Below are 18,210 nucleotides of genomic sequence, written 5' to 3'. Positions count from 1 at the left end.
TGCTCTGAAGAGGAGATTTCGCGCGCGTGTCGTCATTTGTAGATGAACCCCACTGATCCCTGATAGGGCGCTGCCTGGACCTGGTCTTTTCGGCCATAGACCTTGTTGACGCGGTTCATGAAATACATGGCGGCATCGTTTTCCGGGTTGAAGTTGTCATCCGGCCGGGCAATCTGGTTGCGCGCAACAGGCCGCACCAGATAAGGCGTGGCGATGATGACAAGCTCCGTTTCGTTGCGGATAAAGTCCTTGCTGCGGAAAAGCGTGCCGAAAATCGGGATTTTCGACATGCCCGGAAGTCCGGACATGGCCTGACGGACATTGTCCTGAACAAGACCCGCGATCACGATCGATCCGCCGGACGGAAGTTCGACGGTTGTGGAGGTTTCGCGCTTGCGGACCGACATATAGGTCGAGCCGGGAATGTTCCGCCCATAGTTGCCGGTTACCACGTTGCCTTCATAGGTCGGCTCGGAGACATTGGTCTCAATTTTGAGACTTATTCTTCCCGGTGAAAGCACCACGGGTTTGAAATTCAGGGTGATGCCGTAGTCGACTGTTTCCGTTTCGCGGGTGATGGTCGGAGTATTTGTATCCTTGTCGAGCGTAACTTCCTGGGTTCCGGCGATCCGGAAATCTCCCCCCACATAGAACTTGGCCTGTTCACCGGAGATGGCGGTGAGACTAGGTTCCGCAAGGGTACGCACGACACCGGCCTGCTCCATGGCGTTGAGATAGCTGGCAAAGTTCAGAGAGCCGGAACCTATTGAACCGCTGGCTATTCGCGAGGCAGTGCTAATTGCATTCCCAAGATTGGACGGATTTGAGAACTCAAATCCGTTATTGCTTGTCGAGCTGCCGATGGAACCATTGAAGCCGAGCTGTTTCAACACCTGCCGGCTGACTTCGGCGACAGTCACCTTCAGTGTTACCTGATCCTCGCCCTCGATCGTCAACATGTTGACGATTTGCGATAATTGGCGTCGTTCGGCAAAAATAGCCGCATCGCCGCCATTGTCACCGCCGGTGAGTGATATGTTGCGGGTGGTGGCTTCCCCGCCCTTCAGAAACGCGTCGGCGAGCTGCACGGCACGCGCAGAATCCTGCGGCGTGCGCACAGATCCGGTAAGGACGATGTTGTCCGAAACGATTTCCACCTTGATATCCGACTCGGGAATAAAACGGCGGATATTCGCCTCAAGACCGGAGATGTCGCGCTCTACTTCAAGATCGAGGCTGACGATTTCGCGACCGCCCTCACCGAAAATGAAAATATTGGTCTGTCCCACCGTTTTTCCGAAGAGGTAAATACGGCGCGAAGTGCGTGTTACGGCATCGGCAAGGCTTGGGTCCGCAACGAGAATGTCGTGGGCATCCTCAGGCAGATCAATGACCAGCGCCTTGTTGAGGCCGAGCTTCAGGCGTTTGCGGATGCCTGACCCACTCTCGGTAATCCGCACGATACTTGCACTTTGTGCCGCAGCTTCGCCAAGGCGCAGAAATTCAGGCGAATGCGGGCCTGGAATGCCTGAAAAAGCTACGCAGAATGCAAGCCCGCCCAGCATCGATGAACGCAGGTGTTTTTTAACACGCCTTGTCATGAACCCCCCGGTCATTGTGATGCTCCTTGACTGCCCTTGACGATCGATCCGGACTTGATCACCTGAATTTCCGGCTGACCGGAGCCGCCGTTGAGAAGATAGCCCGCTGAAAGCGTATCGTTTTCCTGCGCGTCGGCGATCGAGCGCAGAGCAAGAGTGAGGCGATCCGCCATCTGCTGCGCCACCGTTATGATTTTCGCCTGTTCTGGGGTCAGTTCCAGAGTTGCAGTCGCACCGACGACGGCGGAAATGCCGTCCTCGCCTTCCTTTATCTGTTGGTCGATTGCGAGAACCCGGACATTGTTCAAAACATTCTCAGTGAGGAAATTGCCGTTATCGCCCTTGCGAACCATGATGACATCGACCCGGTCATTCGGAAGCACGAAACCGCCGGCGCCGGTGGAGACGGAAATTTCCGTGGCGACGGCGCGTTTTCCAGCCGGCAGAAGCGAAGACATGATGCGGGTGCTGGAATCGACGACTTTTTCCGGTCGTACCGGTTCACCCTCGAACAGGGGCAACCGCACAACAGCGCCGGTGAGTTCGGTGATCGCATTCGGGTTTTTTGCTTCGGTTATGAAATTATCGACGACATTGCCCTGCGGCCATGGTGTCCAGCGCATTGAACTATCGTTCAGGCGGCTGCCGACGGGCAAGTTGACGGAGGAAACGAGAACATTGACCGTCGGTTCCTTCTGGATAATCGTCTCCGCTTTTTCGATGACCTGCTTTGCGCCGGAAATCTGCATGGCGACGAGACCGGCAAGACCGGCAGCGACCAGGGCAACGGATAGAATGACGATACGCGACGGTTTCATGCTCGATCCTTGAGGGAATCAGGTTGCTCTCCCCTCAGGATGGCGTGTGATTGGTATAATTATGGTTAATATTATGCTTGGATTTGTGGTTAATGGGCCTTTAATCCGTGAACACTGTAACTCGTTCAGGAAAGACTGGCGATGGCGGCCTTTACAAGCGGCGCCTCACCATAGGTCAGAAGGCCGGCAATGGCGATGCCGATGCCATAAGGGATTTTTTTTGCCACCAGCAGGGAATCCGGAATGGGAATGCCGATCGCCATGATTTCCTGCGAGCGTGATCGCAAAAGCAGGATACCAAGCGTTAATACGCCACCTATGACGGTAACCCCGAGCAGGAATTCGATAAGCGAAGAGTTGAATCCATACCAGACCGTAGCTGCGGTCAACAATTTGGCGTCCCCACCGCCCATCACATTGGCCGCGAAGAGCGTAAAACAGGCAAAAAAAACAGCCGCCGCCGCTGCAATGCTCATTGCGAAAGTTTGCCATTCCATGCCCGTAAACGGTGCGATCACAAGGAAGCAAACTAGCAAGATGAGCGGTATTCTGTTCGGTATGGTCATGCTGAATAGATCGTTCAGCGCAGCAAAAGCGAGGCACAAAGGCAAGGTCAGAAAAATTGCTGCTACGACCATCGGATTAATCCTACAGAGGATTTGGTAAAAGAGTGGCAACAACGCAGGGAGGTTGCCTGAAAATACCAAGATGGCCGCCCTTTTTTAGGGGCGGCCATCTACAAAATTATGCGGAAATTACTTTCCAGATGCAGTGGCGGCAGTCGTCATCTTCGTCCCAATGTTCTTGAAAAGTGTACCGATTTGGCTGCCGACGGTCGTTGCGCCACCGATGATTGCAACGGAAATAAGCGCGGCGATCAGGCCATATTCAATTGCCGTGGCGCCGGATTCGTCCTTGAGGAAACGAGCGAAAATCTTGGTCATGAGTATCTCCTAACTCTTGTTTGGTTCAGCACGCCGACAACTGTTTTCCGTTGTTCGGTTGCGTTCAAACTACATCCGAGCGATTTCCAAGCACTTAAAAAAAAGGCTTAATCTAAAGTAAACGGCATGATGAGTTTCTCTTGGTAAACAAAGATAAAAAGTATTGCCCGTATTTTTATATTTGCTGATAAACAAATATATTCCGCTGCGAGGGAATTCCCATTTTTGGAAAGCTACTCCCTCAATGGAACATATATGTCCAATTTTGATGCAGACCGGTTGGGGCGAAAAATGACTTCAACTGTGCATGGTTACTGCCCACATCGTGTACTCTCGCCATTTAACGCTTCATTCACTAAAACCGCGCATTCTGCGACGCAGTGAAGTGCAGTTTATGAACAAGGGCCAAAAGCGTGTCATCCGGAAAACTGGCGAAAATTGTGGTCGGCTTGTCCGTCATTATGGGAGGCTCGTCGCAATCTGTTTTCGCCCAGGAAGACATATTGCGCGTTTCGATGAACCACGCCCGTGTTCTCCGTCTCGATCGTCCCGTCAGCAAGGTTATTGTTGGGAATTCGAAAGTTGCTGATGCCACGGTCGCCGATGCCACAACCATTGTGCTGACCGGCCGCAGTTTCGGAACGACAAATCTCGTGCTTCTTGATGCCGACGGCAATCCGATCGTCGATGAGCGCATTCTCGTCTCCATCGATGAAGGCAATACGGTTCGCGTTTTCCGCCAGACGGAACGAACCGTGCTTTCCTGTACGCCGAATTGCGAACAACACTCGCAAAACAGTGGCGACAAAGACTCCCAGCCGTAAACTCGGCGAGGCCAGACGAGGCTTTCAAATACAATGATTTTGCATGAAGGAACGGCAGGCATTTTGTCGGCGTGACAAATGTTGCGTTCCCGCAGGCGGCAATCGTTTTTTTGGGGAAACGGGAGCCAGGAGTTGATCAGATCGAAAAAACACAACATGCGCCCCTGCGTTTCGCGGGAGGCCTGCATGTTGCTGTTTTTTCGTCTAAGTCATTGATCTGGCTAAGATCAAAAAAGGAATGGTGCCCAGAAGAGGACTCGAACCTCCACACCCTTTCGAGTACCAGCACCTGAAGCTGGCGCGTCTACCAATTCCGCCATCTGGGCGACGGAGAGCGATGTACGAGGGCAGCCGCCCGGTGTCAACAGGCTTTTTGAACTTTTATGACGATCATTGATTTTAAAGGGAAAAAACTTGGTTAGAGGCTGTTGAAACATGTCGCCGGGTCAGGTGTCGAGTCCGTCATGCTTCGTTCTGTCCACATGGCCGAGATCGCGGTCCGGATCGATGATATCGCGGATTCTCTGTTTGAGCTCTTTTGGGCTGGGAAAACCGCCATCGCGCTTGCGTTCCCATATGATGGCTCCGTCCACAGTGATCTCAAACAGGCCGCCGGTTGAGGGAATGAGGCTGACTTCGCCGATATCAGAAGCGAAGGTTTGCAAAATCTCCTGTGCCATCCAGCCCGCGCGCAGCAGCCAGTTGCATTGCGTGCAATAGCGAATGGTTATGTGAGGCTTGGTGTCACTCATGGTTACGTCTCCTTCAAGGTCCGGTCACGATAATGTCAACTATAACACTCATGTTTTTACCCGGCGCGTTCTTGTTCTTATCACGGAGCTTTGCGAACAGATAAGCCATCGAAGGCTGAAACGTGGAGATCCTATGGCCCAGTTCGACAATAACCGTCAGCGTCTTTTCGTTCCTGCTGTCGCACCGCTTTACAATTCGACGCATGATCTGGTGGAGACCATTCTGCGCGTCGCGGCGGGTGTTCTTCTTGTCACCCATGGTTTCGGCAAGATCGCCAACCCTTTCGGGGCGGTCGGCATGGTAGAAAGCCTTGGCTTTTATCCAGGCGTGTTCTGGTCGCCGCTTCTGGCCGCCACAGAGTTTTTCGGCGGCATTCTGGTGGCGATCGGTCTCTTCACGCGGCCTGCGTCCTTCGCGGCGATGATCGTCCTTTTGGTGACGGTCTATTTTCACGGCATCGTAAAGGCGGAGGGTCTGGGCGGCGCAGAAAAGTCGATCCTCTGGGCAGCAATCTTCCTGTTTTTCGCCGTTCGTGGCGGCAATCGGCATTCCGTCGACGCAAAACTGTCTCGGGAATTTTAAGGATTACCGGCGGGGCTTGCCTAACATCGCCCCGCCGTCGTTTCATGCCTCTTGAAAATCCGTTTTTCTCGTGGTGAAGCTTGGATTTGATCGGCAACTTCGCCGATTGGGTTTCCGCCATCATCAAGAGGCTGCATGCGCGTTGTAATTATCGAAAATATGGCGGGCACACCGCACGGACAACTCGGCGTCGCACTGGAAAAGGCGGGCGCGGAAACGCACATCATCCGCGCCTATGCGGGTGAGCCTCTTCCCGTCAGTGCCGGTGAGCATGATGCGCTCATCGTTCTGGGCGGTGAGCAGAATGCTCTTGATGACGCGCTTTACCCCTATCTTCCAGACCTTGCGCTTTTGATGAAAGCCTTTGGCGATGCCGATAAGGCCGTGATGGGTGTGTGCCTTGGCAGCCAGCTGCTGGCGCGCGCCTATGGGGGAGAAAATATTCTCGCCGGCCCACCTGAATTCGGCTGGGAAGATGTATCGCTGACGGAAGATGGTGCGTCCGATCCTTTATTGGCGGGGCTGGATGAAATATTCCCGATTTTTCAGTGGCATCGCGATACGTTTACCCTTCCGCCGGGCGCGATACGGCTGGCAACCAATGAAGCGACGCAAAATCAGGCCTTCCGTCTAGGTCGGGCGGTTTATGGCACCCAGTTCCATTTCGAAGCATCCACAGCCGTGGTGGATAGCTGGTGCGAGGCCTTTCCGGCATCGGTCGAAAAAATGGCGCCCGGCTGGCTGGAAAAATACAGCGACCATCGCGGCGCGCGCGCAGATATGGCTGACGCAGCTGGTCTGGAAATTGCATGCGCCTGGGTGGGGCTCATTTAAGCGGATTATTTTCGTTGTTAACATGACCTAGGCGATCAAGGTTGCGATCGTTTCACCATCATCACCAAGGAGATGTGAAGAACATGTACAAATTTGAGATTTATCAGGACAAGGCCGGCGAATATCGCTTCCGCTTCAAGGCATCCAACGGTGAAACGATGTTCTCGTCGGAAGGATACAAGGCCAAGGCCTCGGCGGTTCATGCGATCGAGTCGATCAAGAAAAACTCCCCCGGTGCCGATACCGTTGATTTGAGCACCATGACGGCCTGATCCTCGCCGCCTTGTGAGAACTCGAAGCATTTTGCCTGCCAGAAATGACAGGCGCATTGGCAGGTGCCGGCGTAAAGATAAGATTCAGTCTTTTTTGATAATCTTCCGTTAGCAATTGTATTTCGAGGTCTCCGGGCGGCGTTTGAGTGCCCCCGATTTGTTTTGCGTACGGGTTCTCATGCGATCATCGGCTGTGCCAGCACTTTTCTTCGGTTGCCTTTTGTTAGGTGGCTGCACCAGTTCCGGGCCGGAAAGCCTGGTGGCTGGCTTGCCTTCGAAGGAGACGACGAGTTCGGTCACGCCGTCGGCACCCGTGCCGCAGGCAAGTGTCGGCACGCAGGCCATCACCGCCCAGCCACGGCAGGAAGTGTTGGCATGGGGCGGGCCGGTGCCTGAAGAGCCCAAAGCCTTTTCCGCCGTCACGCCAAAAGCATCCCTGCTTCAGAATGCGCCCGAAATTGGCTTGCCAGCACAGTCACAGGCGGGAATGGTGCGGCCGGCGGAGCGCCCGATGGTTCGCGAAATGGAGCGTCCGGTGCAATTGGCCATGGCAGCCGCCCCGGCAGCAGGCGCTGGCGCACAAATCCGCTCGCGTATTTTCCGCTCCAGTTTCAGCGATGCCAAGCCAATCAATTTCGGCCGCGTTCAGCCGCGCCATTTTCAGGTTCACGGCGTGGATGTATCCCGCTGGCAGGCAAATATAAATTGGCCGCAGCTGCGCACTCGCGGCGCCAATTTCGCCTTCATCAAGGCGACGGATGGCGGTGATCATCTTGACCCGATGTTCCGCACCAACTGGCAGCGTGCGAAAGAAGCAGGCATCCGCCGCGGCGCCTACCACTTCTTTTATTGGTGCCGCTCGGCCAGCGAGCAGGCGGACTGGTTCATTCGCAATGTGCCGCGCGATCCCGATGCGCTGCCACCTGTCATCGACGTGGAATATAATGGCGAGTCGAGCTGCAAGATGCGCCATTCCCGTGAGCGCGTGCTGGAAAAGATGCGCGTCTTCATGACCAAGCTTGAGCGCCATTATGGACAGCGGCCGATCATTTATACGGCGCCTGATTTTTATAAGGACAATCTCACCGGCGAATTCCAGGATTATCCCTTCTGGCTGCGCGCCGTCGCCCAGCATCCGTCCGTGGTCTATCCCGGTCGTAAGTGGCTGTTCTGGCAATATTCCGGCTCCGGCCTGTCGCATGGTGTCGATGGCCGTATCGATCTCAATGTCTTCAACGGCAGCGAAGACGCATGGCATCGCTGGATCGACCGCCGTTCAAGCTGATCCGGGTGGGCGTCAGCGCGCGAATTTTCTGGCACCCGCAACGCACAGCACCACCACAAGCGTAACTCCGATCATGGCAGGGCTCACCTCCTCATGCAGCAGGGTTGCTGCAAGCACCAGCCCGAAGAACGGCTGCAGCAATTGCAACTGACCCACAGCGGCAATACCGCCGAGCGCCAGTCCGCGATACCAGAAGATGAAGCCGATCAGCATGCTGAACAGCGACACATAGGCAAGGCCGCCCCAGGCCTGCGGATCGATTCCGGCAAGTGTTTCCGGTCCGGTGAAAAAGGCAAGCGGCAGCATCACCGGCAGCGAGAGAACGAGTGCCCAGGAGATGACCTGCCAGCCGCCCAGCTTACGCGACAGAGCGGCGCCCTCGGCATAACCCAGCCCGCAGACGATGATCGCGCCCAGCATCAGGAGATCGACGGCAAGTGAAGCCCCAACTCCGGCTGAAAGCGAGTTCGACAGTGAAAAACCTGCCACGAGAGCACTGCCCAGGCAGGAAAACAGCCAGAAGGCGGGGCGGGGACGTTCACCACCGCGCAACACGGCGAAGACTGCGGTTGCGAGCGGCAATAGCCCGACGAAGACGATGGAATGCGCTGATGTCACGTGCCGCAGTGCCAGCGCCGTCAAAAGCGGAAACCCCACCACCACACCGAACGAGACGATGAAAAGCGATGTCATATCGTTCCGTGCCGGGCGTTTTTGCTGGAACAGCAACAGCAGGGCAAGCGCCAGAATGCCGGCAATGCTTGCCCGGGCAACAGTCAGGAACACCGGATCGAAATCCGTCACTGCAAGACGCGTGGCCGGCAGCGAACCGCTGAATATCACTACGCCGATAAGGCCGTTCAGCCAGCCGCTTGTCGTCTTGTCCATTGTCATCTCCTGCATTTTGTTTTTCTTGATCCGGAACGGCTGGCAGGAACAGCAACAGTCGTATACAATTTGAAGAAACTGTTATGGTTGATGGCCCAGTACGGATGGAGAGCGGTTTGAACGAGCAGGTTGTTTCCGTCACGCGCATGGGGCCCGGAACACGCATAGAAAAGGTGATGGCGAGCATCCGCCAGCGCATCGCCTCACGCAGCCTCGTGCCGGGCGCACGTTTGCCTTCGGTGCGGGCGCTGGCAAAGACGATGCAGGTTTCCACCTCCACCGTTGTCGAGGCCTATGACCGTCTGGTGGCGGATGGCACGATAGGTTCGCGTCCGGGCTCCGGGTTTTTCGTGGCCGGTCCGCTTGCACCCCTGTCGCTCGCTGATATCGAGCCGCGGCTTGATAGGGCGGTGGATCCCTTGTGGGTGTCCCGGCAGGCGCTGGATGAGGCCTCGGTCCTTGCCAAGCCCGGTTGCGGCTGGCTTCCTGCATCTTGGATGCCGGAAGAAGCACTGCGGCGGGCGATGCGGGGGCTTGCCCGTGCGGATACTGCCCTGCTGACGGACTATGCGAGCCCCATGGGGCTGCTGCAACTTCGCCAGCTTCTGTCGCGCAGGCTTGCCGAACATGGGGTACAGGCGGGCGCCGGCCAGATCATGCTCACCGATTCCGGTACGCAGGCGATCGATCTTCTCTGCCGTTTCCTGCTGCAGCCGGGGGATGCGGTGATTGTCGACGATCCCTGTTATTTCAATTTCCATGCGCTGCTGCGCGCACACCGCGTCCGGGTCATCGGCGTGCCTTACACTCCAACTGGGCCGGACCTGCCGCTGTTCGAGCAGGCGCTGAAAGAACACCAGCCGCGTCTTTATATTACCAATTCCGCGGTCCATAATCCGACCAGCGCCAGACTTTCCGCCGTTACCGCCCATCGGCTGCTGATGCTGGCTGAACAGGCGGGGCTGACAATCATCGAGGATGATATTTTTGCCGATTTCGAAACACAGGCGGCACCACGGCTGGCTGCTTTCGATGGTCTCAACCGTGTTGTCCAGATCGGCAGCTTTTCAAAAACCCTGTCGGCGTCCGTGCGGTGCGGTTTCATCGCGGCACCTCTGGCATGGGTGGAAGCACTGACCGACCTCAAGATCGCCACCGCTTTCGGTGGAGCGCATTTTTCTGCGGCGCTGGTGCTGTCGCTTTTGACGGATGGCAGTTATCGCAAGCATGTCGACGCGCTTCGACTGCGTCTTGCCGCGGTAATGCCGGAGGCGGCGGCACGTCTGAAGTCGATTGGCTGTGTGCCCTGGATCGAGCCGCAGGCGGGCATGTTTTTATGGTGCCGCCTGCCGGACGGAGTGGATGCGGGCGATGTGGCGCGCCGCGCGCTGTCCCAACAGGTGGTCCTGGCGCCCGGCAATGTCTTCAGCTCCTCGCAGAATGCATCCAGTTTCATGCGTTTCAACATATCGCAAATGGGCAGCCCGCAGACCATGACGGTGCTGGCGGATGCGCTCCGGGAGGCGGCCGATCACCGCCCGTCCTGAAGGCTTAGGAATGAATCGGAACAAAATCGCGTGAACGCCGTTTTCTCCGCAGAGTGAAGAGGAGAAATACCATGACATTCGATCCCAACAACCCGCGCCCGGACCGTGATCTTCGTCCGGAACTGAATATCAGCAATGAACCGCGTGCCCGCACGTCATCGTCCTGGGTACCGTGGCTGGCGATCATCGTCGTCGTCCTGGTGGGCGTTTTCGCCTGGTCGCAGATGAGCGGCCCGACCACTGATCCGGCCACGACATCGTCCACCACGCCGCCCGCGGCCACGGATCAGGCACCGGCACCGATGACACCGACCGCCCCGGCAACGCCGCCGGCAAACAACACGGCCCCGGCAAGCCCGAATACGGGTGGCACTCAGACCCAGCCGTAATGGGCTGACTGACATGAAAAAACCGTCTGCCTTCGGGCAGGCGGTTTTTTCGTGGGTGCAATCAGCTTTCGCCTTTAAAGCTGCTCCATCGCCGAGGGGTTATTGGACACTCTTGACCAGCGGGCGATCGATTCTTCCGCCAGCGCCGCAAGCGTTATGCTTCCAAAACGCGACAGGAGAATGGTTTCCGCCTCGTTCATGGCATCGAAAAGGGCTGCATTGACGGCCTGTTCGATAACGCAGTTCGGATTGTCGCCCGCCAGGCCGATGGAAAAAAGTTCCGGTGCGCCGAGCGCCCGGTAAATATCAAGCAGCGTGATCTCGCTGAGCGGCCGCGCCAGAACCCACCCGCCGCCATGGCCTTTTTCCGATGAGACATAACCATGCTCCCGCAGGCCCGCCATGGTCCTGCGCACCACCACAGGATTGGTCTGCAGCATGGCCGCGATGCTTTCAGAGGTGGCCGCTCTCTCGTGTTTTTCCATATGGATCAGAATATGCAGCACCCTTGAAAGGCGCGTGTCGTGTCTCATTGCGCAAGCCCATTTGTTTTTCGCAACGCTATCAGTTTCGAATTGACGTAACAATATAAGTTGCGTGACTCTTGACTCGAAAAATCACGTAACAATATAAGTATCGTGAAAATGAACGGGCGCTTCTGCCCGGTCCTGAACGATAGGTGCATCATGAAATTCGACGTCATCATCATCGGCGGCAGTTATGCCGGTCTCTCCGCCGCCCTGCAGCTGGGCCGCGCCAGAAAGAACGTTCTTGTTGTGGATGCCGGTAAAAGAAGGAACCGTTTTGCCAGCCATTCCCACGGTTTTCTTGGTCAGGATGGCAAGGCGCCGGGCGAGATCGTCGCCGAAGCGCGCCGCCAGATCGAGCGCTACAAGACAATAGAGTGGGCGGAAGGCAGTGTGACCGATGTCGAGGGGTCTTCTGGCGATTTCGTCGTCGAGATCGACGGTCGCCGCCGCGAAAGTGCTGCCTGGCTCATCCTTGCCATGGGCGTTACCGATGAGCTGCCGGATATAGCCGGGCTGAAAGAGCGCTGGGGTTCTTCGGTCTTTCATTGCCCCTATTGCCATGGCTACGAACTCGATCAGGGGAAAATCGGCGTCATTGCCGCTTCACCCATGGCTATTCATCACGCCCTGATGCTGCCGGACTGGGGTGAGACGACCTTCTTTACCAATGGCATATTCGTACCGGATGAGGATCAGGCAGCACTTCTGTCCGCCCGCGGTGTCCGCGTGGAAAAAGATCGTATCGCGGAAATTGCCGGACATGCGGATGTCGTTCTGGCCGACGGCCGCAGCATTGCGCTGGCTGGTCTTTTCACCCAGCCGAAACTGCGGATTACCTCGGACTGGATCGGAAAACTCGGCTGCTCAGTGGAGGAGGGTCCCATGGGATCGAGCATTATAACTGACGCCATGAAACAGACCACCGCCCGCGGCGTCTTTGCCTGTGGTGATGTCGCAAGACCGGCAGGCTCGGTCGCCCTTGCGGTGGGAGACGGTGCCATGGCAGGTGCGGCGGCCCACCGGTCGGTCCTGTTTCCGGAGTGATCAGCTGGAGGTGAGGCTCAGCCAGCGCCCGGGAGGCATGCCGAAAGCATTCTTGAAATGCCGGGTGAAATGCGCCTGATCCGCAAACCCGCAGGCAAATGCCGTTTCAGCAAGGCTGGCGCCGGCCCGCATCATCTCCTTGCATTTTTGCAGTCGCCGCATGATGAGATAACGATGCGGGCTGGTTCCCAGCAGGCCGCGGAAATGCCGGAAGAGCGTAAAGCGGTCGAGCCCGCTTATTCGCTCCAGTTCCTCTGAACCGACAGTGTCAGCGCTGTTCTCCAGCAGATAGTCCCGACACCGCAAAACGGCGGCGCGATCAATCCGTTTAATGGTTGTAGCGCTACCGTTCGAATGTTTGGAAAGCAGATCCGCCAGTCTCGATTGCCAGTCGGTCAGGAGCAGATTGTCCGGCTCGCTTTCGAGATTGCCCAGCGCCTCGATCAGACATTGCCGGAACGCGGGGTCCTCGATGATGGGATTTCTTGCAAAGGGCAGCGCCTGATATCCCGCCTGCGCGATTTTTTCCGGCGGAAGATAGAGCATGCGGTAGCGCAGGCCTTCATCCGTGCCTGCGCCGCCATCGTGCACTTCGTCGGGATGCAGCACGATGACATTTCCCGGCATGCTGAAATGCGAGGTGCCGCGATAGGAAAAGGTCTGGACCCCGGAAAGCGTGATGCCGAGCGCATAGGTGTCATGGCGATGCGGCGCATAGGCGTTGCCATGAAAGCGCGCTTCGATGCGTTCTATGCCCTCGCTTGCCGGCGCCTGCACGATCCCCTCGAATTTGCACGAACGTTCAAGATCGATGATGCGCGAAGGGTCTAGGGTTGCTTCTCTTTCGTAACCACAGCCAGATTGAGTTTGCATGTTTGATACCAAGATCGCCGTCATCCTTCGCGATGACCTTGCCGTATGGCAAAAACTGAACGTTACCGCATTTCTCATGTCGGGCATTGTCGCCCAGACCGGAGAGATCATCGGGGAACCATACCGCGATGGCGCAGGCAACGTCTATAACCCCCTGTCCATCCAGCCGATCGTTGTCATGGCCACGGATCAGGAGGCGCTACGAAAGATCCATCAACGATCCCTCGAGCGCGATGTCACGACATCACTCTACATTGAGGAAATGTTCGCGACCGGGCACGATGTCGCCAACCGTCAGGTATTTTCGGAGTTCTCTCCTGACAATGCCAGGGTGGTTGGCATGGCGCTGAGGGCGGACAAGAAGATCGTCGACAAGATCACCAAGGGCGCAAAGCTGCACACTTAACGATAAGTCTTCAAATACAAAGGGGAGGCTGTAAGCCTCCCCTCCAACAGCAGCGATGGCAATATGATTGCCGCTTATTCGTCGTTCATCTTCAGAGCGGCGATGAAGGCTTCCTGCGGAATTTCCACCTTGCCGAACTGGCGCATGCGCTTTTTGCCTTCCTTCTGCTTGTCCAGAAGTTTGCGTTTGCGCGTCGCGTCGCCGCCATAGCACTTCGCCGTCACGTCCTTGCGCAGCGCGCGCACGGTTTCGCGGGCGATGACCTTGCCGCCGATGGCGGCCTGGATCGGGATCTGGAACATGTGCGGCGGAATGAGTTCTTTCAGCTTTTCGCACATGCCGCGCCCGCGCCGGTCGGCCGCCGAGCGGTGCACAAGCATGGAAAGCGCATCCACCGGGTCGCCATTGACGAGGATCGACATCTTGACGAGATCGCCTTCGCGATAGTCGATGATGGTGTAATCGAACGAGGCGTAACCCTTGGAGATGGATTTCAACCGGTCGTAAAAGTCGAACACCACTTCGTTGAGCGGCAATTCATAGGTGATCATCGCGCGGTTGCCGACGTAGGTCAGTTCCGTCTGCAGGCCGCGCCGGTCCTGACAGAGTTTCAGGATGCCACCGAGATATTCGTCCGGCGTCAGGATCGTCGCCTTGATCCACGGCTCGCGGATTTCCTTGATCTTCACCACGTCAGGCATGTCTGCCGGGTTGTGAAGTTCCTTCTCCGTGCCATCAGTCAGCGTCATTTCATAAACGACCGAAGGTGCTGTGGCGACGAGATCGAGATTGAATTCGCGCTCGAGACGTTCCTGAATGATTTCGAGGTGCAGCAGGCCGAGGAAGCCGCAACGGAAACCGAAGCCGAGAGCGGCGGAGGATTCCATTTCGAAAGAGAAGGAAGCGTCGTTGAGGCGAAGCTTGCCGACAGCCGCGCGCAAATCCTCGAAGTCAGCCGCATCCACCGGGAAGAGACCGCAGAATACCACCGGCTGCGCGGGCTTGAAGCCGGGCAGGGCCTGCGCCGTCGGGCGCTTGTCATCGGTGATCGTATCGCCAACACGCGTATCGGCGACTTCCTTGATCGAAGCAGTGATGAAGCCGATCTCGCCGGGGCCGAGGCTATCGACATTGACCATCTTCGGGGTCAACACGCCAATACGCTCGACGCCGTATTTGGCGCCCGAACCCATCATGCGGATCTGCTGACCTTTGGTCAGCACGCCATCGATGACGCGCACCAGAACCATGACGCCGAGATAGGTGTCGTACCAGCTATCGACCAGCAGCGCCTTGAGCGGCCCGTTATCGCCGACATCGCTCTTCGGCGGAGGCAGCTTGTGGACGATGGCTTCCAGAACGTCCGGGATGCCGAGGCCGGTCTTGGCCGAGATCAGCACCGCCTCGGAGGCGTCGATGCCGATAACCTCTTCGATCTGTTCCTTGATGCGATCGGGTTCGGCAGCCGGCAGATCGACCTTGTTGAGAACCGTCACCAGCTCGTGATTGTTGTCGATTGCCTGATAGACATTGGCGAGCGTCTGCGCTTCCACGCCCTGCGATGCGTCCACCACCAGCAGCGAACCTTCGCAGGCCGAAAGCGAGCGGGACACTTCGTAAGCAAAGTCGACGTGGCCGGGTGTGTCGATGAGGTTCAGCACATAAATCTCGCCGTTATTCGCCTTATAGTGCAGGCGCACGGTCTGGGCCTTGATGGTGATGCCGCGCTCGCGCTCGATATCCATCGAATCGAGAACCTGTTCCGACATGTCGCGCTCGGCAAGGCCGCCCGTCGACTGGATCAACCGGTCGGCCAGCGTCGATTTGCCGTGATCGATGTGGGCAACGATCGAGAAGTTGCGGATATGGTCCAGGGGCGTGCGGGTCGAATTTGTGCTCATGCCCCGCGCTATAGCAGGGGCTTCTCATGCCGCAAAGCGGGAATTTGGTTAAAAGCCCTTTAAAATGGGCTTTTCAGCTCGCAAATTGCTCCGGCCAGTCGCGACGGGTGGCCACCTGTCCCTCGGTTCTGAGCCTTGCGACGGCGGTAAGATCAATATCGGCAATCAATAGCGTACTTTGCGTCACGGCATCGCCGTCGCTTTCCGCAATGATGCCGGATGCCGGCATGCCGTAATCGGAGGGTACGTAAAGCGCCGCACGGCCACGATTTTCATCGACGGCGGGCGACCATGGGGCCTCACCGGCGGTGGGGGAGGAGAGAACGGCATATTGATTTTCCAGCGCCCGCGCCTGCGCGCCGATGCGCACCCGGTAAGCGCCGGCCAGCGTGTCGGTGCAACTGGGAGCGAGGACCAGTTCGACGCCCATCTCCGCCAGCCTGCGGCCCAGCATCGGAAACTCGTTGTCGTAACAGATGAGGATGCCGAGATTGCCTATCGGCGTCTCAAAAGCCTTCAGGCCCTCGATACCGGCGTGGATGTTCCACTGTTCCCGCTCGAAACGGGTCATGATCTGCTTGTCCTGATAACCGATCAACCCGTCTGGCCCAAACAGCCATGCCCGGTTGCGAAACTTGCCGTCCGGGTCCTTCACCGGTGCGCTGCCCGGCTGGAACAGGATTTGGTGCTGTCGCGCCAGCTCCTCGCAAAGCTCCACCCATGAGGGGATAAGCGGCTGTATCTCTTCGATGGAGCGGTGCAGATCCGACCGTGCCTCGGGCGGTAATTGCCCGGTCAGCGCCATGGCCGAATATTCCGGCAGAAGCAGCAACTCGGCCCCCTTTTCTTTCGCCTCGCGCGCGATGGCGGAAAGATGCGCCGCATAGGCTTCCCATGTCTCGATCAGTTCGATGGCGTATTGGCTGGCCGCTAACCGGGTCATTTGTTTGTGTCTCCGGTTGCGATGTTCTTCATCCAGAAGGACAGCGGTTTCGGGCTTTGAGTGCTCTCGTCGATATCCTGCCACGTAAAGCTGGTGCGCAGCTCGGGATGATGGCGATAGCCCCGCTTTTCCCAGAAGGCGTTGAGCGGCACGTAGTCGGCCGGGCGGCGCGGGTGATCGGCCGGCCGCTCAACCGCGCAAAAGGTGCACCAGTTAAAGCCCAGACGTTTTGCATGGGCCTCTCGCTCTTCAAAGAAACGCACGCCGAGGCCATGACCACGATAATTCGATAGCAACACGCTTTCGCCAAAATAAAACAGATTGGACGGGTCGTAACCGGCCGCAAGGAACGGCGTTTTGACCTCTTCGGTCTCCGCCGCCATCGGCATGCCGGTGGACATGCCCACCACCTGCCCATCATCCAGCGCCAGCACGAAAACCGCGCCTTCGGTATCGGCATAGGTTGCCAGATATTTTCGCTCATGATCCAGCGAGCCGTCATAGAGATAGGGAAAGGCGCGGAACACCTCGATCCGCAGGCGCGCCAGGTCGTCAAAACAGGCAACGGCGTCGATGCCGGAAAGAGACTTGATTTCGACGGTCATGGGCATTTTCACTTTCGGTTGCACTGGTTATACCGTCATGGAAAACCCGCGCAAGCATTGAACGGAGAAGACGATGACCGCCACAGAGACCATCCGCGCCTATTACGATGCCTTCAACCGTCAGGACATGGATGCCTTTCTGGCGCTTCTTCATGACGAGGTGGTGCATGACATCAATCAGGGTGAGCGCCAGACCGGCAAGGCCGCTTTTGCTTCCTTCATGGACCATATGAACCGCTCCTATAAGGAAAACCTCACCGACATGGTCATCATGGTGAGCGAGGACGGCCAGCACGCTTCCGCCGAATTCATCGTCAATGGCGAATATCTCAAGACCGACGAAGGATTGCCCGAGGCTAATGGCCAGAAATACGTCCTGCCCGCCGGTGCCTTCTTCGACCTCAGAGACGGAAAAGTTAGCCGAGTAACAAACTACTATAATCTGAACGACTGGATTGCCCAGGTCGGCGCCTGAGGCTTTCGTCGCTTCCGCCATAATGGCCATCCGAGAGTAATCGTTGTTTCCACTATTGTGGATATTGACTCCATCATATGAGAATTATAATCATCATATGATGGAAAACGAAGATCATATTCTCGAACGTTCGATTGGTGAGCGGATCAGGGTACTGCGGGCTGAAAACGGCCTGACACTGGATCGGCTTGCCTCTGAATCTGGTGTCAGCCGCGCCATGATTTCACGCATCGAACGGGGTGAGGCGAGCCCGACGGCGTCGCTGCTCGCCCGCATCTGCGCCGCGCTCGGCCTGTCGCTTTCCGGTTTCTTCGCGGAAAATGAACAGGCGGTTTCCCCGCTGGTGAAGAAGCGGAACCAGCAGCTCTGGAAAGATCCCGAAACCGGTTATGTCCGCCGCGCCATCTCCCCGCCGCGTGTCGGTTCCGATGTCGATATTGTCGAGGTCGAGTTTCCACCCGGCGCGCGTGTCGGCTTTCCGCCGCATGCGGCAAGCCGGGGCATGACGCAATATGTCTGGCTTTTCGAAGGGGTTATGGAGATGACGAGCGACGGCACGGTGCATCTGATGGAGCCCGGAGACTGCCTTTTCATGCCGGTCGGTGAAGGACATGTCTTTCACAATCCTTCCGAAAAGCCCGCCCGTTACGCCGTCGTGCTGGACCAAAGACAGCGCTGATTTTTCCCGACAGGAGT

The 18,210-nt window shown here is 57.1% G+C and carries 22 protein-coding genes and 1 tRNA gene; 11 read left to right on the top strand and 12 right to left on the bottom strand.

The window, feature by feature from the left end:
• Nucleotides 1-32: 32 nt before the first annotated feature.
• The 4 genes from DXT96_RS14200 to DXT96_RS14185 all read right to left on the bottom strand — a co-directional run bounded on the left by DXT96_RS14200 (nucleotide 33) and on the right by DXT96_RS14185 (nucleotide 3,363).
• Nucleotides 33-1,616 (bottom strand): type II and III secretion system protein family protein, encoded by a 1,584-nt coding sequence (locus DXT96_RS14200; protein ID WP_149898294.1) that lies wholly within the window; start codon nucleotides 1,614-1,616, stop codon nucleotides 33-35.
• On the bottom strand, nucleotides 1,613-2,419 hold the full coding sequence (cpaB, locus tag DXT96_RS14195) for a Flp pilus assembly protein CpaB (RefSeq protein WP_149898295.1): 807 nt from the start codon (nucleotides 2,417-2,419) through the stop codon (nucleotides 1,613-1,615). The genes DXT96_RS14200 and cpaB overlap by 4 nt, the downstream gene beginning before the upstream one ends.
• A 125-nt stretch (nucleotides 2,420-2,544) precedes the next feature.
• Complete coding sequence (locus DXT96_RS14190) at nucleotides 2,545-3,057, bottom strand: prepilin peptidase (protein WP_153515267.1); 513 nt, start codon at nucleotides 3,055-3,057, stop codon at nucleotides 2,545-2,547.
• A gap of 117 nt (nucleotides 3,058-3,174) precedes the next feature.
• Nucleotides 3,175-3,363, bottom strand: coding sequence for a Flp family type IVb pilin (locus DXT96_RS14185; protein ID WP_153515266.1), 189 nt, complete (start codon nucleotides 3,361-3,363; stop codon nucleotides 3,175-3,177).
• A 461-nt stretch (nucleotides 3,364-3,824) separates the two neighbouring features.
• On the opposite strand from DXT96_RS14185, the gene DXT96_RS14180 reads away from it, so the two are divergent.
• Nucleotides 3,825-4,187: a pilus assembly protein N-terminal domain-containing protein gene (locus DXT96_RS14180; protein WP_153515366.1), complete on the top strand. Its 363-nt coding sequence runs from the start codon at nucleotides 3,825-3,827 to the stop codon at nucleotides 4,185-4,187.
• A gap of 239 nt (nucleotides 4,188-4,426) precedes the next feature.
• Here DXT96_RS14180 and DXT96_RS14175 read toward each other — a convergent pair.
• Nucleotides 4,427-4,513, bottom strand: a tRNA-Leu gene (locus DXT96_RS14175).
• 120 nt (nucleotides 4,514-4,633) lie between these two features.
• Nucleotides 4,634-4,939 carry a SelT/SelW/SelH family protein gene (locus DXT96_RS14170; RefSeq protein ID WP_153515265.1) on the bottom strand — a complete coding sequence of 102 codons (306 nt, stop codon included), beginning with the start codon at nucleotides 4,937-4,939 and terminating at the stop codon, nucleotides 4,634-4,636.
• 133 nt (nucleotides 4,940-5,072) lie between these two features.
• Here DXT96_RS14170 and DXT96_RS14165 point away from each other — a divergent pair, with 133 nt between their 5' ends.
• From DXT96_RS14165 to DXT96_RS14150, 4 genes are all read left to right on the top strand, one after another.
• Nucleotides 5,073-5,522 carry a DoxX family protein gene (locus tag DXT96_RS14165; protein ID WP_149898313.1) on the top strand — a complete coding sequence of 150 codons (450 nt, stop codon included), beginning with the start codon at nucleotides 5,073-5,075 and terminating at the stop codon, nucleotides 5,520-5,522.
• Between the two features lie 135 nt (nucleotides 5,523-5,657).
• Nucleotides 5,658-6,356 (top strand): type 1 glutamine amidotransferase, encoded by a 699-nt coding sequence (locus DXT96_RS14160; protein WP_174374095.1) that lies wholly within the window; start codon nucleotides 5,658-5,660, stop codon nucleotides 6,354-6,356.
• A gap of 83 nt (nucleotides 6,357-6,439) precedes the next feature.
• A complete protein-coding gene (locus DXT96_RS14155) occupies nucleotides 6,440-6,628 on the top strand; it encodes a YegP family protein (RefSeq protein ID WP_153515264.1) in 189 nt (62 codons plus the stop codon).
• 178 nt (nucleotides 6,629-6,806) lie between these two features.
• Nucleotides 6,807-7,913, top strand: a complete 1,107-nt coding sequence (locus DXT96_RS14150; RefSeq protein ID WP_153515263.1) for a GH25 family lysozyme — start codon at nucleotides 6,807-6,809, stop codon at nucleotides 7,911-7,913.
• Nucleotides 7,914-7,925: 12 nt separating this feature from the next.
• Here DXT96_RS14150 and DXT96_RS14145 read toward each other — a convergent pair whose 3' ends face one another.
• On the bottom strand, nucleotides 7,926-8,801 hold the full coding sequence (locus DXT96_RS14145) for a DMT family transporter (RefSeq protein WP_153515262.1): 876 nt from the start codon (nucleotides 8,799-8,801) through the stop codon (nucleotides 7,926-7,928).
• 104 nt (nucleotides 8,802-8,905) lie between these two features.
• On the opposite strand from DXT96_RS14145, the gene DXT96_RS14140 reads away from it, so the two are divergent.
• Together DXT96_RS14140 and DXT96_RS14135 are read left to right on the top strand one after the other, a co-directional pair.
• Complete coding sequence (locus DXT96_RS14140) at nucleotides 8,906-10,348, top strand: PLP-dependent aminotransferase family protein (RefSeq protein WP_371418879.1); 1,443 nt, start codon at nucleotides 8,906-8,908, stop codon at nucleotides 10,346-10,348.
• Between the two features lie 71 nt (nucleotides 10,349-10,419).
• Nucleotides 10,420-10,737: a hypothetical protein gene (locus DXT96_RS14135; RefSeq protein WP_153515261.1), complete on the top strand. Its 318-nt coding sequence runs from the start codon at nucleotides 10,420-10,422 to the stop codon at nucleotides 10,735-10,737.
• Between the two features lie 74 nt (nucleotides 10,738-10,811).
• Here the strand turns inward: DXT96_RS14135 and DXT96_RS14130 are convergent, their stop codons facing one another.
• The gene (locus tag DXT96_RS14130; RefSeq protein ID WP_153515260.1) at nucleotides 10,812-11,270 is read right to left on the bottom strand and encodes an Rrf2 family transcriptional regulator; all 459 of its coding nucleotides are present in this window, start codon (nucleotides 11,268-11,270) and stop codon (nucleotides 10,812-10,814) included.
• A 153-nt stretch (nucleotides 11,271-11,423) separates the two neighbouring features.
• Between DXT96_RS14130 and DXT96_RS14125 the strand changes: the two genes are divergently transcribed.
• Nucleotides 11,424-12,311, top strand: a complete 888-nt coding sequence (locus DXT96_RS14125; RefSeq protein ID WP_153515259.1) for an NAD(P)/FAD-dependent oxidoreductase — start codon at nucleotides 11,424-11,426, stop codon at nucleotides 12,309-12,311.
• Here DXT96_RS14125 and DXT96_RS14120 read toward each other — a convergent pair whose 3' ends face one another.
• Nucleotides 12,312-13,088, bottom strand: coding sequence for an AraC family transcriptional regulator (locus tag DXT96_RS14120; RefSeq protein WP_371418878.1), 777 nt, complete (start codon nucleotides 13,086-13,088; stop codon nucleotides 12,312-12,314).
• Nucleotides 13,089-13,182: 94 nt separating this feature from the next.
• Here DXT96_RS14120 and DXT96_RS14115 point away from each other — a divergent pair, with 94 nt between their 5' ends.
• Entirely contained in the window at nucleotides 13,183-13,590 is a 408-nt protein-coding gene (locus DXT96_RS14115; RefSeq protein WP_153515258.1) for a DUF2000 family protein, read from the top strand.
• Between the two features lie 74 nt (nucleotides 13,591-13,664).
• On the opposite strand, the gene lepA is transcribed toward DXT96_RS14115, so the two are convergent.
• The 3 genes from lepA to DXT96_RS14100 form a co-directional block, all read right to left on the bottom strand.
• Complete coding sequence (lepA, locus tag DXT96_RS14110; protein WP_174374195.1) at nucleotides 13,665-15,503, bottom strand: translation elongation factor 4; 1,839 nt, start codon at nucleotides 15,501-15,503, stop codon at nucleotides 13,665-13,667.
• 61 nt (nucleotides 15,504-15,564) lie between these two features.
• The gene (locus DXT96_RS14105; RefSeq protein ID WP_153515257.1) at nucleotides 15,565-16,434 is read right to left on the bottom strand and encodes a carbon-nitrogen hydrolase family protein; all 870 of its coding nucleotides are present in this window, start codon (nucleotides 16,432-16,434) and stop codon (nucleotides 15,565-15,567) included.
• Nucleotides 16,431-17,039 carry a GNAT family N-acetyltransferase gene (locus tag DXT96_RS14100; protein ID WP_194287638.1) on the bottom strand — a complete coding sequence of 203 codons (609 nt, stop codon included), beginning with the start codon at nucleotides 17,037-17,039 and terminating at the stop codon, nucleotides 16,431-16,433. The genes DXT96_RS14105 and DXT96_RS14100 overlap by 4 nt, the downstream gene beginning before the upstream one ends.
• 73 nt (nucleotides 17,040-17,112) lie before the next feature.
• Between DXT96_RS14100 and DXT96_RS14095 the strand changes: the two genes are divergently transcribed.
• A complete protein-coding gene (locus DXT96_RS14095; protein WP_149898324.1) occupies nucleotides 17,113-17,514 on the top strand; it encodes a ketosteroid isomerase-related protein in 402 nt (133 codons plus the stop codon).
• A gap of 97 nt (nucleotides 17,515-17,611) precedes the next feature.
• On the top strand, nucleotides 17,612-18,193 hold the full coding sequence (locus DXT96_RS14090) for a helix-turn-helix domain-containing protein (RefSeq protein WP_153515255.1): 582 nt from the start codon (nucleotides 17,612-17,614) through the stop codon (nucleotides 18,191-18,193).
• The last annotated feature ends 17 nt before the right edge of the window (nucleotides 18,194-18,210 follow it).

The organism is Agrobacterium sp. ICMP 6402, assembly GCF_009498615.1.
In the GTDB taxonomy this organism is placed as follows: domain Bacteria; phylum Pseudomonadota; class Alphaproteobacteria; order Rhizobiales; family Rhizobiaceae; genus Agrobacterium; species Agrobacterium burrii.
Note: the sequence above shows the minus strand (reverse complement) of the source record. Positions and strands in the feature narration are given on the sequence as shown.